Consider the following 17,061-nt stretch of genomic DNA (forward strand, 5'->3'; position numbering starts at 1 on the left):
GGGAAAATGAAAGTATTGATCGTATTAACAAATGTAGAAAAGTACGAAAAGATCGAGCGTCCTACAGGTTTGTGGTTAAGTGAACTGACTCATTTTTATGATGTATTAGTAAAAAATGGGATCGATGCAGATTTTGTCAGTCCTAAAGGCGGATATGTACCTTTAGAACCGCAAAGTGTTTTGAATATGGATGAAATCGATTGGGCCTATTATAAAGATGAAGATTTCAGAAATCGGGCCTTGGGAAATACCTTACGTCCTGATGATGTGGATGCAAATGATTATGCAGCGGTTTATTATGCTGGTGGCCACGGAACAATGTGGGATTTTCCAGAAGCAATAGATCTTGGGAAAGTCGCTTCACAAATCTATCGAAATGAAGGGCTGGTCTCAGCTGTTTGTCACGGTGTTGTAGGATTGTTGCCAGTTACAGATGAGTCTGGAAAATCTATTTTAGCTGGACGTACAGTGACTGGGTTCAGTAATGAAGAAGAGGAAGCAAATGGTACAACGAATGAAGTACCATTCTTAGCAGAAGATGCTTTGAAAGAAAAAGGAGCAAACTATCAGTCTGGTGGAGCTTTTTCAGAAGTGGTTCACATTGATGGGCGGCTTCTTACAGGGCAAAATCCTCAATCTGCTCATCAATTAGGCGAAGCAGTTGTTGAAGCATTAAAGAATTAAAAATTGTTAGCATAAAAATGATGTGTCTATTCTAACTATTACATTACACACACTAAAACTCGTCTTTTCGTTCTTTTCTGTTTCCTATTTGGACAGAGGTACGTAAAAGGCGAGTTTTTTTCTTTTATAAGAGTACATTTTTTGAAACATCTCTTCAGAAATGATACTCTTCAATTAGGTCCACTAGTATATTATTGAGAAGCAGACCTAGAACACGGTATGATGGAGAGGGTTGATTCTGCTGCATCGCTATGTATCATAAGGTTGAAAGCGAGTTATGAATACTGTGTTTTCTGATTGAGAAGTTAGCAGTAGAACACCTTATAAGAAAGAGGAATGCAGATGAACATTGTAATTGTCGGCGGGTCGTTTGCAGGGATTCATGCGGCTATTTATCTTCGCCAATTGATGCCAACAAGTGAAATATATTTGATTGAAAAGCAATCGAAGTTAGGATGGATTCCCAGCGGGTTCAATTTGATATTAAAAGGAAAGGTTACCAGTGAAAAACAACTTTCTTGGATCACGAAAGAAGAACTGACTGACCGCTATCGAATCCATGTTTACACAGAAAAGACAGTAATAGGATTGAAAGAAAAAAAAGTCGTTTTAGCAGGAGGAAAAAAATTGGATTTTGATCGTTTGATTCTAGCGACTGGTTCAAATCAAAAGTTTCGAAATATTTCTGCAGAATCAACGCTTATTCACCCAGTTAAAAAGATACAAAACGTAACGGCTCTTCAGCAAAAGATCATGAATGCAAAGAAAATTGCAATTATTGGTGCAGGACAAGCAGGAATCGAAATAGCTGAAGGGTTGGCATCAAGAAAAAAACAAATCCATCTTTACGAAAGCCGAAAGTCAATTCTTTTTCGTTATCTAGATCCTGAAATGACAGAACCGTTAGTAAAGGAAATGAAAAATCAAGGGCTTTCACTTTTTTTAGAAGAACAAGTTGTGTCTTTGACCGAAAATGAAACCGCTATTGTAGAGACGGAAAAAAGAAAGGAGAACTATGATCTTGTTTTGCTGGCTAATCATTCTCGCCCCGACAATCAGATGTGGGAAGAACAATTAACATTGAATGATGATGGAACGATCTGGGTAGATGACTACTTGCAAACGTCTCAAAAAGACGTCTATGCGATTGGCGATGCGATCCAAGTAACTTTTCGTCCAACAAATGAAAAAATGTATGTTTCTCTAGTAAATAACGCTGTCCGTACAGCACGAAATGTCAGCAAGACAATTAGTGGCTCACAGACAAAGGATCAGGGAACCTATCGTCCAGTCGGCAATCAGTGGTTTGGCTATTTCTTAGGAAGCGTAGGTTTGACAGAAGAAGAGAGCATTTTTTATCCCCAAAAAATTGAAACAGGATACGTAGAATACAAGCTTACAGCAATAAATCAAAGCAAAGTTAAACTCAAATTTCTATTTGATTCTGAAAAAAAGATTCTTGGAGCACAGCTCCAAAGCAAAAAAGAGATGTTCCACCTTCTTGACCAACTGACAATTGCAGTAGAAGAAGGATGGACGTTTGAACAGTTAGAAGAACATGAGCTATTTTTCCAGCCAGAATACCGTGTGCCAGATATGGTGTGGTCAAAGGTGGCGAATACTGCCTATGAAGATTGAAGCATTATTAGAAAGAAAAGAGCAGTTACAGATCCTGATTTTGCGAAACCTTGTTCTGCAAGGAGGAACAGCCTCTATCAATGGTTTGAGAGAGCATGTCCAACTGTCAAAAGCCTCGTTTGATCAATATTTGGAAGATATTGAATTGATTGGCCGAATGATGGAAAAAAAAGTAGAAGTACAGCGAAATGAGTATCAGGCGCTGCTTGTGTTGGACGAAGATGTAAGTTTGGAAAAAATTCTATTGTTTTTATTGCAGGAAAGCTTGAAGTTTAAGATGCTCGTCTATTTATTAGAACATCAGCAAGTATCCATCGTTCGATTAGCGACAGCGTTTAATATCAGTGAGTCTTCTGTTTTTCGAAAGATCAAAGAATTGAACCAGCTCTTAGAGGAATTTGGATTACAAATCAAAAACGGTCAATTATACGGAGAAGAGCTACAGATACGATATTTTTATTATGAACTATTCCAATATATCCCGGAAGATCAGCGACCGCTTTTTTTGCAAAATACACCAGAAAAAAGACCGTTCATTCTAGGATTGGACCGTGTATTAGAAACAACGTTTACGGCATCAGCAGAAGCACAGATTGCTTGCTGGCTCGGGATTACGAAAAAAAGACTATTGAATGAAAAAAGTACGTACGCAACTTTGAAAGAAAAGAAATTACTCTATCAGTCGGACCGGCTTTATCAAGCAATCGATCCAATCATCGTGATGCATCTTAGTCGAACAGCAGCAGAACTGAATGTATACGAAACAATGATGTTTTACAGCTTTTTTGTTTCTTTTTCGATAGTAGACGAAGAAATATTTTATCAGTATGATTTGACACGGAGCAAAAAGTTACCAACCGCTGTTTTAGATACTTACATTCGGGAAACGATGTTATGGCATTATCGTCCTCGTCGTTTGAAAATCAAAGAAGAAAAGGCAGTAGGCTACCAAATTTCCCAGATCAACAATGAATGGTTTTTCTTTGTTGGAAAGATCGAAGTCTATGAGCGTGATCGGCTTTTGGAACAGCAGCAGAAAATGCTCGGGCATTCCTTAACACAGTTACTGGCGAAATTACAGGAAACAGCGGTGCAGCAATTGCCGAGGAAAAGAGCTGAAGACAGTGAGCTTAGTTACCTGATGATCCAGTATGCCAATGTTCTTTTGATGATCGATTTTTATATTGCAAAACCAGTAGTGATTGGAATCGATTTAGAAAGTCTGCCGATTTATCGTATTGCTTTTCAACAATATCTGATCAGAGAACTGAGGGGAATCGGCGGTATTGAGATTGGAAGTTATGAAGAAGGTAAAGAATATGATTTGGTGATCACATTTTGCCAGAGAAACAAAAAACAGTGTGAATATTATCTGTCAGAATTTGCGTCACCTTACGACATTATTCGATTGAAAAGAAGAATAGAGACGCTGAAAAAAGAAAAGAATTGATTAAAAAATAGCTTCATAATAAAAAACTGTCAAAAAAAGAAAAAAAGAATAAAATTTTGACAGTTTCTTTTTTTAAAACAGTAGTATGATAAGAGTAGTTAAAGAAAGCGTTTGCATATAATGGAGGGAATCACAATGACAGAACCAACGTATATCATGGCGATTGACCAAGGTACAACTAGCTCACGAGCAATTATCTTTGACAAGAAAGGAAGACATATCGGCAGTTCTCAAAAAGAGTTCACGCAATATTTCCCGCAAGAAAGCTGGGTTGAACATGATGCAAATGAAATCTGGAATTCTGTACAGTCAGTTATTGCCGGAGCGTTCATCGAATCAGGGATCAAACCAAACCAAATTGCTGGGATTGGCATAACGAACCAGCGTGAAACAACAGTAATCTGGGAAAAAGATACAGGACGTCCAATCTATCATGCAGTTGTTTGGCAATCCAGACAATCAGCTGGAATTGCAGATAACTTAAAAAATGAAGGCTATCAAGAATTTTTCCACGAAAAAACAGGGCTAGTGATCGATGCCTATTTCTCAGCAACGAAGATTCGCTGGATTCTTGATCATGTAGAAGGTGCGCAAGAACGCGCTGAAAAAGGCGAGTTAATGTTTGGAACGATCGATTCTTGGTTAGTATGGAAACTGACCGATGGACAAGCACATGTTACTGATTACTCGAATGCCAGTCGGACGATGTTGTTCAATATCCATCAGCTAGATTGGGATCAGGAGATTTTAGATTTACTAAATATTCCTCGAGTGATGTTACCAAAAGTCACTTCTAACTCAGAAGTTTATGGTTATACGCAAGGTTATCATTTTTATGGAAGCGAAGCACCAATTTCAGGGATGGCAGGAGACCAGCAAGCCGCATTATTCGGACAAATGGCATTCGAACCAGGCATGGTCAAGAATACTTATGGTACAGGTTCATTTATTGTCATGAATACCGGTGAAAAACCGCAATTATCCAAAAATAATTTATTGACGACAATTGGTTACGGCATAAATGGAAAGGTTTACTATGCTTTAGAAGGAAGTATTTTTGTGGCTGGTTCTTCGATTCAATGGCTGAGAGATGGACTTCAAATGTTGCAAAAAGCTAGCGATTCAGAAGACGCAGCGAAACGCTCTACAAGCGAAGATGAGGTCTATGTTGTTCCTGCATTTGTTGGACTGGGTGCTCCTTATTGGGATCAGGCAGCACGAGGGGCTATGTTTGGTTTGACACGTGGAACGACAAAAGAAGATATCATTAAAGCTACTTTGCAGTCGATTGCCTATCAAGTGAGAGATATCATCGATACGATGCAAGATGACACTGGAATCAAGATTCCTGTATTGAAAGTGGATGGCGGTGCAGCAAATAATGAATATCTGATGCAATTCCAAACAGATATCTTGAATGTACCGATCCAACGAGCAGAAAACTTGGAAACAACAGCACTAGGGGCAGCATTTTTAGCAGGATTAGCTGTCGGTTATTGGAAAGATACAGACGAGATCCGCGAATTTTATGAAGCTGGCAAGCTATTTGAAGTTCAAATGGAGGAAGAGCGCCGAGAAAAACTTTACAACGGTTGGAAAAAAGCAGTAAAAGCTACCCAAGCATTTGAATAAGGAGGAAATCCATATGTTTTCAAACAAGACAAGACAAGATAGCATTCAAAAAATGCAGCAAGAAGAATTGGATCTGTTGATCATCGGTGGCGGAATCACTGGTGCCGGTGTGGCAGTCCAGTCAGCAGCATCAGGAATCAAAACAGGATTGATCGAAATGCAGGATTTTGCAGAAGGGACTTCCTCTCGCTCGACCAAACTTGTTCATGGCGGTATTCGTTATCTGAAGACATTTGATGTGGAAGTAGTAGCTGACACAGTTGGTGAACGTGCAGTCGTACAAAGTATTGCCCCACACATCCCAAAACCAGATCCAATGCTTTTGCCAATCTATGAGGGCGAAGGAGCAACAACCTTCAATATGTTCTCGGTCAAAGTAGCAATGGACCTTTATGACAAACTGGCAAATGTGACAGGAACCAAATATGAGAATTATACGCTGACACCAGAAGAAGTATTGGAAAGAGAACCGTTTTTGAAAAAAGAAGGGCTAAAAGGTGCGGGTGTCTATCTAGATTTCCGCAACAATGATGCCCGTTTAGTGATTGATAATATCAAAAAGGCTGCCGAAGATGGGGCTTATCTAGTAAGTAAAATGAAAGCGGTTGGCTTTTTATATGATGGCGATCAAATCGTTGGCGTCAAAGCTCGTGACCTGCTGACAGATGAAGTGATCGAAATCAAAGCAAAATTAGTGATCAATACGAGTGGTCCTTGGGTAGATAAAGTACGAAACTTGAATTTTACGCGTCCAGTCTCTCCTAAAATGCGTCCAACTAAAGGGATCCATTTAGTTGTAGATGCGAAAAAACTGCCTGTACCGCAACCCACATACTTCGATACAGGAAAGCAAGATGGGCGGATGGTTTTTGCTATTCCAAGAGAAAACAAGACTTACTTTGGTACGACAGATACGGATTACCAAGGAGATTTTACGGATCCGAAAGTCACACAAGAAGATGTAGATTATCTATTGGATGTGATCAATCATCGCTATCCAGAAGCAAATATCACATTGAATGATATCGAAGCAAGCTGGGCAGGACTTCGTCCACTGTTGATTGGTAATTCTGGTTCTGATTACAATGGTGGAGATAATGGATCGATTTCAGACAAGAGCTTCAATAAAGTTGTCGATACAGTAAGTGAATATAAGGAAAACAAAGTTTCTCGTGCTGAAGTAGAAGACGTGTTGAACCATTTGGAAAACAGCCGTGATGAAAAAGCACCTTCTACGATTTCCAGAGGTAGTTCTTTAGAAAGAGAACCAGATGGTTTGCTGACTTTATCTGGCGGGAAAATCACCGATTACCGTAAGATGGCAGAAGGAGCTTTGCGATTGATACGCCAATTATTAAAAGAAGAATACGGAATAGAGACGAAAGAAATCGATTCTAAAAAATATCAGATTTCAGGTGGAAACTTCGATCCAACGAAATTAGAAGAAACAGTAACAGAATTGGCAAAAGAAGGAGTAGCAGCCGGCTTAGAGGAAGAAGACGCTACTTATATCGCTGATTTTTACGGGACTAATGCCCGACGTATCTTTGAATTAGCAAAAGAAATGGCACCTTATCCTGGTTTGAGTCTCGCTGAGTCAGCTCGGTTACGTTATGGTTTAGAAGAAGAAATGGTTTTGGCCCCAGGCGATTATCTCATTCGTCGTACAAATCATCTGTTGTTTGAACGAGATCAGCTGGATGAGATCAAGCAACCTGTGATCGATGCAATTGCTGGGTATTTTGGGTGGACAGAAGAGGAGAAGGCGCAACAGACTAAACGTTTAGAAGCATTGATTGCAGAATCAGATCTGCGGGAACTAAAGGGGGAGAAATAAATGAACAGTGATATGACTCAAATCATGGGGGAGTTTATTGGGACACTGATCCTAGTTTTGCTTGGAGATGGTGTGTGTGCGGCTGTGAATTTAAACAAAAGTAAAGCACAGGCTTCTGGCTGGATTGTCATCGCATTTGGTTGGGGACTCGCTGTAACAATGGCTGTCTATATTTCTGGATTCATGGGCCCAGCTCATTTGAATCCTGCAGTCTCTCTAGCTATGGCGATGACAGGGGCAATTAGTTGGAATCTTGTCGTTCCTTTCATCATTGCGCAAGTTTTAGGAGCTTTTGCAGGGGCCATTCTTGTTTGGCTTTCTTATTTGCCACATTGGAATGCAACGAAAGATGAAAGTGCGATTCTAGGCACGTTTGCAACAGGTCCTGCTATACGGAATTATCCAGCAAATGTAATCACAGAATTAATTGGTACATTTGTATTAGTTCTTGGGTTGCTAGCTTTTGGACAAAACGAATTTGCACCTGGAACGAACGTATTCGCTGTAGGTGGATTGATCTTAGCCATCGGTCTTTCATTAGGAGGACCAACAGGATATGCAATCAACCCTGCTCGGGACTTTGGTCCTCGATTAGCTCATGCGGTATTGCCAATAGCTAATAAAGGAACTTCAGATTGGGCATATTCATGGGTACCAATCGCAGGTCCAATGATCGGAGCAATTATCGCGGTAGGTGTCTATTCATTAATGGTGTAAATCTATAAAAGAGGTTATGACAGAAGTGGTCATCTTCAAGAAATAAGAAGGAATTTACGAAAATTGCTTCTCAAATTTTTGTGAAATCTCAGCTTATTTTTCGAAGAAGCTACTTCTGGAACACCGTGAATCAGAGGTTGTGAAAAAACTGCCCTGCATCAAGTAATAAGAATAGCCAAACAAAAATAGCTTCTCATATTTTGCCGATTTTTGAGCTAATACCGAGGGGCAGCTGATAGAACAGCGTTTAAGAAAGAGGTCGTAAGCCTGCCATTCAGCTCCGAGTCATAAGGAGCAATTTCAAAAAACAGCTTCTCATGTTTGATGAATATTGTGACTTGTGACCGAGGAGTTGGCAGGAGAACACCGTTTATTCGGAAAGAGGGACTTTGACACGACTTTTGTCACAGTTCCTTTTTTTGCACGGTTTTATTCTAAGGTTTGACAACCAAAATGTGTCTTGCTATAGTTAAGTGGAAAATAAATAAGACCTAGAAGAATGGGGTATGTTTTGTGAGTGTAGCTGGTATCTAATCAGTAAGTCGAATAGCCAGTAAACAAGGTTTATTTGGTGTGCTTATGAAACGGTACCTGTCAGGAAAACAATATCTTTGTATTCTAATGAGGATAGGACACGACTTTTTTAAGCTGTGTTCTATCCCTTTATTTATTTTCTAGGCCCTTATTTATTTTGGGACAGGTATCTCTTCAAGAAAAGGAGAGAATATGGACAACGAAATGATTAGGCAATTACAATTTGATCGGATCAAAAAGGAAATTCAAGCAAGAGCGATTGGAAACTATAGCAAAAAACGAATCAGCGATATGACGGTCTCGACAAACCTACAAACTGTCTTGGATCGTCAAGAAGAAACAAGAGAAGCACGCTTGATCTTAGAAAGCAGTCAGCATGTTCCATTTATGGGGTTGCCGAGGATCGATGCACTGACAGAACAAGTCAAAAAAGGGTTGATTCTGCAGCCAACCGATTTGATCGAATATGCGGATTTTCTTAGAAGCAGTCGAATGATCACAAAGTTTTTTGATAAGAATCAATACCAGACACCCTTGTTGTTTGCTTATAGCAAACATCTTCCTGATTTGATAAATGTAGAAGAGTTGATTGACCAGAAAATAAAAAATAATAAAGTCAGTGACGACGCGTCACGTAATTTGCGTAAAGTACGCAAACATTTGCAACTAATCGAAAAAGAAATCCAGTCAAAATTGCTGAAATTCTTGCGTCATCCGAAAAACAAAGAAATGATCCAAGAAGCAATGATTGTTCAAAAAGGCGAATACTATACGATTCCTATCAAAGCCAGCTATAAAAATAAAATAGATGGAACGATTATCGATGAATCAAATAAAAGAACGACGGTTTTTATTGAACCAACTGTGATTTCTAAATTGAATGAACACTATCAGTTGTTAAAAGCTGAAGAAATCAGTGAAGAATATCAAGTCCTGGCGGCATTGACTGGTGCTATCGCAGAAAACGAAGAAGTGATCGATTTATTGATCGAAACGATCACGGTGTTAGATATCATCTTTGCTCGGGCAAAATTTAGCCGAGAAATCAATGGAATCACACCTAGAATCAATAAATCGGAACATATCATTATCAAGCAAGGCAGACATCCATTTTTACCTGAGCATGCGGTACCATTGGATGTTGAAATCGGTAAAGACTATCGAGGCTTGATTATCACCGGAGCAAATGCCGGAGGCAAAACAGTCGTGTTGAAGACAGTCGGTTTATTGACTTTGATGGCGATGTTCGGTATGCAAGTTCCGGCAAAAGAAGGGACAGAGCTTGCTGTCTTTGATGAGATTTTCGTCGATGTCGGTGACCACCAAAATTTAGAAAATGCGTTGAGTACATTTTCTGGTCATATGCAAAACATCGCTGCTATTTTGAAAAAGATAAAAAGGAATACGTTGGTACTTTTAGATGAGATTGGCAGTGGAACAGAGCCAAATGAAGGGGCTGCACTAGCGATCGCAATCATGGAATCTATGTATGAGCAAGGGGCATTGATCATTGCCACGACCCATTATGGAGAAATCAAGAAATTCGCCGGAGATCATGAAGATTTTGTGCCGGCTGCTATGGCTTTCGATCGGGAAGCACTTCGTCCTAAATATCAGTTGCGGGTTGGAGAAACAGGAGAAAGCCAAGCTTTGTGGATTGCTCATAAAATGGATATGTCGATGAAATTGATCCATCAAGCAGAGCGTTACTTGGCGGAAAAAGCCTATCGGACACAGAAAAAAGAATTTCTTCCTAAGACAGCAGTTACAAATAGGAAGGGCAATAAAAAAGAACGCCAGCTCTTTGCAAAAGGTGATCGGATATTTGTCAATGAATACCAAAAAGAAGCGTTAGTTTATGAAGATATAGGTGAAGATACGATTGATGTATATTTAGACAAAAAAATAATCCACGTGCCTCGTCAGCGTGTTCGTCTGGTGTGTTCAGCAGAAGATCTGTACCCGACAGGTTACGATTTAGACAGTCTGTTTATCGATTATAAAACACGTAAACGGCAGCGTGACCTAGAGCGAGGATCAAAAAAAGCTCATAAAGTACTAGTAAAAGAAATGCGCAAACGACAGGAAGAAAGAAGAGTAAACGATGAAAACAGCAAGTGATTATCTCAAATTAGCTCATAATATCAGTGGCTGTAAAGAAAAATAAAAACAGTGAAATCATTGGTTTTATTCCCCGTGTAAGCTAAAATAAAAAGAAAAGAGTGCTGAGGAGGTGGGGCGATAAAATGAAATTAAGCACAGACTGGCGTAAAGAAATACAAACGATTCCGAATCTTTTATCGATATTCCGTATTTTTTTGCTGCCGATTTATCTTTATTTTGTGCTGAGACAGTCATTTTATATAGCAGGAGCGGTCATTGTTGTCTCAGGTTTGTCTGATTATCTAGATGGGGTCATTGCTCGGAGATATAATCAGGTAACAGACTTAGGGAAGGTGCTTGATCCGTTTGCAGATAAATTGACACAACTTTTTCTGATTTTGTCTATGGCATGGTATCGACCGTGGCTTTGGCTGTTGTTTGGTCTATTCTTGATAAAAGAAGGCTTTATGTTTGTAGCTGGATTAATCGGGCTATCTAAAAATATCAAATTAAGTGGAGCGAAGTGGTATGGCAAAGTAGCGACTGCTGTCATCTATGTTGGCATGATCCTTTTGCTGCTTTTCCCAGAATTACCAACGCTGTGGGTGAGAGTCATTTTTGTCGTCATCACTTACGGTCTTTTACAATCTTTTGTCTTGTATGCTGTCGAGTACCGAAAGATGTTTCAAAGAAAATAAAAAAGGGGTGTGACCTATGTCGCACTCCTTTTTTTGATAAATAGACTCCCAGTAGCTACTTCTCGATAATAAGCCAACCAAACCAAAAACAGGAGAAGTTATTTTTGAAATTATTTCTTGTGATTCGGAGTTAAATGGTAGGCTCACAACCTCTTGGTAAACGGTGTTCAATCAGCTAACCTTCGGTATTAACTCAAAAAACGGCAAAATATGAGCAGCTATTTTTCCGTTTGTTTCTCTAATACTCAGGTCAAACCGCTGATTTTACAACCTCTTCCTTAAACGGTATTCAAAAGCCAGTTTCTCGGTATTAAGCCAAATTTATGCAAAAATGTAGAAAGCCATTTTCACAAAATTTTTCTTAATACTCGAAACTAAGCGACTTTTTCACAATCTCTTCCTTAAACGGTGTTCAATCAGCTGACCTTCGGTATTAGCTCAAAAAACGGCAAAATATGAGGAGCTATTTTCCCGTTTTTTTCTCTAATACTTAGGTCAAACCGCTGATTTCACAACCTCTTCCTTAAACGGTGTTCAAAAGCTTGCATCTGCGGTAATAAGCCCAACCAAACGAAAAATATGAGAAGCTATTTTTGTTTGGCTGTTCTTATTACTTGATGCAGGACAGCTTTTTCACAACCTTTGATTCACGGTTTTCCAGAAGTAGCTTCTTCGAAAAATAAGCCGAAATTTCACAAAAATATGAGAAGCAATTTTCGTAAATTCCTTCTTATTTCTTGAAGCTGATCACTTCTGTCGCAACCTCTACTGACTAAGGCTTGATATAAGCATAACCTTGGGATTGCAGTTCAACTAAATCAAGGACACCTGCTGGTACAACGATTACTTGTTCAGGTAAAGAACTTTCTGAAATATGATTAGCACGCATAGCATTGGCGCAAGCGTGAAAAACGACTCCTTGCAAATCTAAGAATTCTGCATTGGCAGAGTCTAGATAACCGGTAATCGCGATGCCATTTACAGATACGACAATCGTCGTTTCTGGAGAAGCTTTTATCAGGTTTTTTACGTTTTTCCCTGTTTCTGACCATTTTTCTAATTCATCAATATGGAAAACGACTTTCATTGAAATCATTCCTTTACTTTTTAATAATCATCTTGATCGCTTGTTCTAGTTTAGCCGCTTGTTCTTCTGGATTACTATCAGGTTTCTCAAAGCAATTTTTCAGATTATCTGCAACGATCATGCCCATTACGCGATCAATACTAGAACGAACAGCGCTTAATTGAGTGATGACATCCATACATTCTTTTTCGTCTTCGATCATTTTTTGGATACCACGAATTTGTCCCTCTGTACGTTTCAAACGGTTCAGGATATTTTTATTATCAATCTCCATAACACATTCTCCTCTATTTTTATAATTAGATAATACCCCTTATCGGTATTTTATGCAAATATAAAAAGTAGTGAAAAAAATGAAGAGTCATTCTGGTTGACATATTAATAAAGCTCCTGTTTAATATACCCCATGAGGTATTTATAAAAATGTAAATGAGGTGCAGAAAATGAATTTGCTATTTCAATCAATAAAATCGATAACAGTCCCAGAATTAAAGGAAAAGCTTTTGGAAAATCCAGCGTTACTTGATGTTAGAACACCTGCAGAATACCGGGGCGGGCATATAAAAGGAGCTAAAAATGTTCCATTACAAAGTATAAACAGATATGATGGAGACAAAGAAAAGACCGTCTATGTGATTTGTCAATCAGGGATGAGGAGTAAACAAGCAGCTAAAGAATTAAAGAAATCTGGTTATGATGTAGTGAATGTACGTGGTGGCATGAATCAATGGTTTGATCGAACAGTAGGAGGGAAATAAGATGAAAATCGTTATTGTCGGAGGTGTAGCAGGTGGAATGTCTGCTGCTACACGGCTTCGCCGATTAATGGAAGATGCAGAAATCGTTGTTTTTGAAAAAGGACCGTATGTTTCTTTTGCAAATTGCGGCTTGCCTTATTATCTTTCGGGAGAAATCAGTGAACGGGAAAATCTTCTTGTCCAAACGCCAGAATCATTATCCGCTCGTTTTTGTTTAGATGTGCGTCCAAATCATGAAGTGACAGCCATCTTTCCCGAAAACAAAACGGTAGAAGTCGTACATGAGGGTCAAAAACACATTGAACAGTACGATGCATTGGTTTTATCTCCTGGTGCAAAACCAGTTGTTCCATCGATTCCAGGGATAACAGAAGCCGACAATGTTTTTTCTATTAGAAATGTACCAGATATCGATAAAGTGATGCATGCATTAGAAAAACAGCCAAAGCGTGCCGTGATCGTTGGTGCAGGATTCATCGGATTGGAAATGGCAGAAAACCTAAAAAGAAGAGGTTTAGAAGTCATGGTGATCGAACAAGCACCACATATTCTTCCAACACTGGATGAAGAAATGGCAGCTTTTATAGAAAAAGAATTGTCTCATCAAGGAGTAGAAGTGATTACTTCTCATGCTGTCGCTGGATTTGAAGACCACGGGAAACGATTGCGACTGGATGATGGGCGTACCATCCCTGCTGATTTAGTTATTTTATCCATTGGTGTTCGTCCTGATAACCAGCTAGCAGTGACTGCTGGAATCGAATTGGGTATACGCGGGGGTATCCTAGTAGACGAACGATATCAAACGAATATTCCTGATATTTATGCGGTGGGGGATGCTATCGTTGTAAAACAGCAAATCACTGGAAAAGATGCACTTATTTCTCTTGCTTCACCAGCCAATCGTCAAGGTAGACAAGTTGCGGACACGATTTCCGGAATTTCTCGAAGAAATCAAGGCGGTATTGGAACAGCAATTATACGAACGTTTGGAATGACTGCCGCATCCACCGGTTTAAGTGAAAGAACAGCCAAAGAAAACGAACTGTCTTTTGAAGTCATTCATGTATCAGGAAAAGATCATGCAAGCTATTATCCAGAAGCAACAGATATTTTACTGAAGTTGATCTTCCATCCAGAGACTGGCGAGATTTATGGTGCACAAGGTGTTGGGGCAAAAGGTGTGGATAAACGGATCGATATTTTAGCAACAGCAATCAAAGGGCATTTGACGATCTTCGATTTACCGGAATTAGAATTGACGTATGCACCGCCATTTGGCTCAGCCAAAGATCCAGTAAACATGCTAGGATATGCAGCAATGAACATTGCAGAAGGGCTTAGTGAAACCGTACAATGGCATGAATTGCCGACAGAACTAGCAAAAGGAAAAATTTTATTAGATGTGCGAACAGCAGAAGAATTGGAAAAGGGCAAATTCAAGGAAGCCAAACATATCCCTTTGAATGAACTTCGGGACCGATTAAATGAATTAGACAGCCAACAAGAATATATCGTCAGCTGTCATAGCGGATTACGTAGCTATCTAGCGGAAAGAATCTTGAAGCAGTCTGGCTACCACGCAAAAAACCTTGATGGTGCATTTTCTTTATATCAAACTGTCCGACCTGAAGAACTGATATATTCTAACAAATGATACTCGTTAAAAAGCTTGCATTCGACTCTTAAAAGAGGTAAACTAATCGGTTCCACCACTTTAAAAAAAGAGGAGAATGTGTATGGTCAACACACAAAAGCAGTTAGAAGAAGCATATCTGAAGAACGTGTATCAAAAGCTAATTGATAAAAAAAACGAACTGCGTGAATCGATGGATACGGCAAAAATAGAAGGAAACCAGTCGCTGAAAGAAATGGCTGGCGAGCTTCGATTGAATTTTGACAGTTACTTAGATAACCTGGATACTTTTTCGATGATTGAAATGAAAAATAGAGAAATCGATCAGATGAATATCAAACAGAAAAACGCAGAAAATCAGCTAGCAAAGATCGAACGTTTATTGAAAAGTCCCTACTTTGGAAAAGTCGTTGTAGACTTTCTGGATAATGAGCCAAAAGAATCCTTTTATATCGGTACAGCAAATTTCACAGATGATGCAGATGAAAATCTTGTTTATGATTGGCGTTCACCAATTGCCGAACTTTTTTACAATAACATGATTGGTCCATCTTCTTATACGGTTCGTCAAAATAAAATCGATACGGTTATTAAAGAAAGACGACAATTTATTTTGAAAAGAGATCGTTTGATCAAGTTTTTTGATACGTCTGTAGCTATTCAAGATGACGTATTATTAGAAGTCTTAGGCCAAGATGAGACCAATGAAATGAAGGCTATCACAGCTACGATCCAATCGGAACAAAACACAATCATTCGGGATGTGAAAAGTCAAAATATCTTGGTAAATGGCGTAGCAGGAAGTGGTAAAACCTCTGCTATCATGCAGCGTATTGCGTATCTGCTCTATTTATATCGAGATACGATGACATCTGATGACTTGCTGATTCTATCACCTAATCATCGGTTTATCGACTATATTTCGAATGTCCTACCATCATTAGGTGAAAGAAATCCACTGAATCTAACCATCATACAGCTGGTTTCACAGCTTTCAGCAGAGGAAATAGAAGGTGAAGAGGCTTATTTCAAACGTATCACGGGAGAAAATGTATCGGAGCAGACAGAACGTTTGCGTAGCAAAAAGTTTATCGATAATCTAAAACAATCAGATCCTTTGTTTTTAGATCATCCGAATTTTATCCGTGGACTTACTAAAAATGGAAAAACAGTCCTTTCTAAAAAAACGATCGAAAAAATATATGAGAAAGTTCCTGCTCATCCTAAATTGATCGATAGGCTTCAAGCAACGAAAAAGGCACTGATGAGCGAATGGAAGAATCATCTTTTGAAACAAGCAAAAAGTCCTGCTGTGCAGAATCAGGTACTCTCGTTGACAGAAGATAGGCAGTTGGAATTATTCGGTAAATTGATTTCTGATGATTCGGAACAAAGTATTGCAGCTTATGCAAGGAAACTTTTACAAAAAAAATATCGAAAAATAACCAGACAAATCGAAGAAATGGCATGGGTGGATGAGCATCAGTTGTTTGAAAGAATTTATGAAAAACGATATGGCTCAGCTTATGCTTGGCAACCCACACGTACTGTTGATGAAGCAGTCATTATATTAGCTATTCGTCATTTACTTGTTGAAAAGGTAAATGTACCAGCATTTCGCTATCTATTGATTGATGAAGTACAAGATTATACCCTGGCACAATTAGGTCTATTGATCGAATTATTTCCAAAAACTCACTTTACTTTAGTAGGTGACGAGAATCAGGCAATCTTTAATTCTTCCACTACTTTTGCTGATATTATGCGTTGTTTCGACGACTACCATCTGCCGATCCATCGGTATGATCTTAGAAATAGTTACCGTTCTAGCGGAGCAATCACAGAGCTTTTCAAAACCTATGCTGTGGATCAAGAGAAGATCGACATCGTATCGATCCGACCGCAAGGAAAAGAACCCGAATACCGCTCTTTTCGATCCTCTGAAGAATTGTTGAAAATACTAGCTGAGATTTTGGTTTCTCTAAAAGGAGAAAAAGCGGCAGTTATCACCCAAACAGAAGAGGAAACCCAAACGCTACAAGAATCGATTAAAAAAAATTCATATGGATTAGAAAACTGCCAAATCATTCCTTTGAGTCTAGCAAAAGGACTGGAATTTGATCATGTAATCTTATATCCATTTGAAAACGATGGAGATGAGCAAAGAAGACGCAGACAAATGTACACGGCGATATCTAGAGGAATGAAAAGCATTGTCGTATTGGAAAGAGCAACATAATTAAGAGATAAAAAATAAAAAGAACAACTGATAAAAAGAACAAAATAT

The 17,061-nt window shown here is 38.9% G+C and carries 13 protein-coding genes; 11 read left to right on the plus strand and 2 right to left on the minus strand.

The annotated features are described in order from the left end of the window. Positions 1-6 precede the first annotated feature (6 nt). The 8 genes from IGL31_RS01590 to IGL31_RS01625 all read left to right on the plus strand — a co-directional run bounded on the left by IGL31_RS01590 (position 7) and on the right by IGL31_RS01625 (position 11,293). Positions 7-684 (plus strand): type 1 glutamine amidotransferase domain-containing protein, encoded by a 678-nt coding sequence (locus IGL31_RS01590; protein ID WP_002319529.1) that lies wholly within the window; start codon positions 7-9, stop codon positions 682-684. Between the two features lie 342 nt (positions 685-1,026). After that, positions 1,027-2,322, plus strand: coding sequence for an FAD-dependent oxidoreductase (locus IGL31_RS01595; protein ID WP_002319530.1), 1,296 nt, complete (start codon positions 1,027-1,029; stop codon positions 2,320-2,322). Beyond that, entirely contained in the window at positions 2,312-3,772 is a 1,461-nt protein-coding gene (locus tag IGL31_RS01600) for a helix-turn-helix domain-containing protein (protein ID WP_002296783.1), read from the plus strand. Before IGL31_RS01595 ends, IGL31_RS01600 begins: the two co-directional genes overlap by 11 nt. A 135-nt stretch (positions 3,773-3,907) precedes the next feature. Then, positions 3,908-5,404 (plus strand): glycerol kinase GlpK, encoded by a 1,497-nt coding sequence (gene glpK, locus IGL31_RS01605; RefSeq protein WP_002325279.1) that lies wholly within the window; start codon positions 3,908-3,910, stop codon positions 5,402-5,404. 13 nt (positions 5,405-5,417) lie between these two features. Next, on the plus strand, positions 5,418-7,241 hold the full coding sequence (gene glpO / locus IGL31_RS01610) for a type 1 glycerol-3-phosphate oxidase (RefSeq protein ID WP_002328301.1): 1,824 nt from the start codon (positions 5,418-5,420) through the stop codon (positions 7,239-7,241). Next, entirely contained in the window at positions 7,242-7,958 is a 717-nt protein-coding gene (locus IGL31_RS01615) for an MIP/aquaporin family protein (protein ID WP_002292560.1), read from the plus strand. A gap of 726 nt (positions 7,959-8,684) precedes the next feature. After that, a complete protein-coding gene (locus IGL31_RS01620) occupies positions 8,685-10,613 on the plus strand; it encodes an endonuclease MutS2 (protein ID WP_086299898.1) in 1,929 nt (642 codons plus the stop codon). Positions 10,614-10,738: 125 nt separating this feature from the next. Next, positions 10,739-11,293 (plus strand): CDP-alcohol phosphatidyltransferase family protein, encoded by a 555-nt coding sequence (locus IGL31_RS01625; protein WP_086299897.1) that lies wholly within the window; start codon positions 10,739-10,741, stop codon positions 11,291-11,293. Positions 11,294-12,065: 772 nt separating this feature from the next. Here the strand turns inward: IGL31_RS01625 and IGL31_RS01630 are convergent. Next, on the minus strand, positions 12,066-12,380 hold the full coding sequence (locus IGL31_RS01630; protein ID WP_002321527.1) for a DsrE family protein: 315 nt from the start codon (positions 12,378-12,380) through the stop codon (positions 12,066-12,068). A 13-nt stretch (positions 12,381-12,393) separates the two neighbouring features. Further along, positions 12,394-12,654, minus strand: coding sequence for a metal-sensitive transcriptional regulator (locus IGL31_RS01635; RefSeq protein ID WP_002294653.1), 261 nt, complete (start codon positions 12,652-12,654; stop codon positions 12,394-12,396). 169 nt (positions 12,655-12,823) lie between these two features. Between IGL31_RS01635 and IGL31_RS01640 the strand changes: the two genes are divergently transcribed. From IGL31_RS01640 to IGL31_RS01650, 3 genes are all read left to right on the plus strand, one after another. Next, positions 12,824-13,138, plus strand: a complete 315-nt coding sequence (locus IGL31_RS01640; RefSeq protein ID WP_002294651.1) for a rhodanese-like domain-containing protein — start codon at positions 12,824-12,826, stop codon at positions 13,136-13,138. Position 13,139: 1 nt separating this feature from the next. Continuing rightward, entirely contained in the window at positions 13,140-14,795 is a 1,656-nt protein-coding gene (locus IGL31_RS01645; RefSeq protein ID WP_086299896.1) for an FAD-dependent oxidoreductase, read from the plus strand. A gap of 82 nt (positions 14,796-14,877) precedes the next feature. Beyond that, positions 14,878-17,013: a HelD family protein gene (locus IGL31_RS01650; protein WP_086299895.1), complete on the plus strand. Its 2,136-nt coding sequence runs from the start codon at positions 14,878-14,880 to the stop codon at positions 17,011-17,013. Positions 17,014-17,061 lie beyond the last annotated feature (48 nt).

This window comes from Enterococcus sp. MSG3290 (assembly GCF_050555565.1).
GTDB classification, from domain to species: Bacteria; Bacillota; Bacilli; order Lactobacillales; family Enterococcaceae; genus Enterococcus_B; species Enterococcus_B faecium.

Coding starts and splice junctions, on each gene's coding strand:
- IGL31_RS01590 (WP_002319529.1), top strand. CDS start 7: ATGAAAGTATTGATCGTATTAACAAATGTAGAAAAGTACGAAAAGATC.
- IGL31_RS01595 (WP_002319530.1), top strand. CDS start 1,027: ATGAACATTGTAATTGTCGGCGGGTCGTTTGCAGGGATTCATGCGGCT.
- IGL31_RS01600 (WP_002296783.1), top strand. CDS start 2,312: ATGAAGATTGAAGCATTATTAGAAAGAAAAGAGCAGTTACAGATCCTG.
- glpK (WP_002325279.1), top strand. CDS start 3,908: ATGACAGAACCAACGTATATCATGGCGATTGACCAAGGTACAACTAGC.
- glpO (WP_002328301.1), top strand. CDS start 5,418: ATGTTTTCAAACAAGACAAGACAAGATAGCATTCAAAAAATGCAGCAA.
- IGL31_RS01615 (WP_002292560.1), top strand. CDS start 7,242: ATGAACAGTGATATGACTCAAATCATGGGGGAGTTTATTGGGACACTG.
- IGL31_RS01620 (WP_086299898.1), top strand. CDS start 8,685: ATGGACAACGAAATGATTAGGCAATTACAATTTGATCGGATCAAAAAG.
- IGL31_RS01625 (WP_086299897.1), top strand. CDS start 10,739: ATGAAATTAAGCACAGACTGGCGTAAAGAAATACAAACGATTCCGAAT.
- IGL31_RS01630 (WP_002321527.1), bottom strand. CDS start 12,380: ATGAAAGTCGTTTTCCATATTGATGAATTAGAAAAATGGTCAGAAACA.
- IGL31_RS01635 (WP_002294653.1), bottom strand. CDS start 12,654: ATGGAGATTGATAATAAAAATATCCTGAACCGTTTGAAACGTACAGAG.
- IGL31_RS01640 (WP_002294651.1), top strand. CDS start 12,824: ATGAATTTGCTATTTCAATCAATAAAATCGATAACAGTCCCAGAATTA.
- IGL31_RS01645 (WP_086299896.1), top strand. CDS start 13,140: ATGAAAATCGTTATTGTCGGAGGTGTAGCAGGTGGAATGTCTGCTGCT.
- IGL31_RS01650 (WP_086299895.1), top strand. CDS start 14,878: ATGGTCAACACACAAAAGCAGTTAGAAGAAGCATATCTGAAGAACGTG.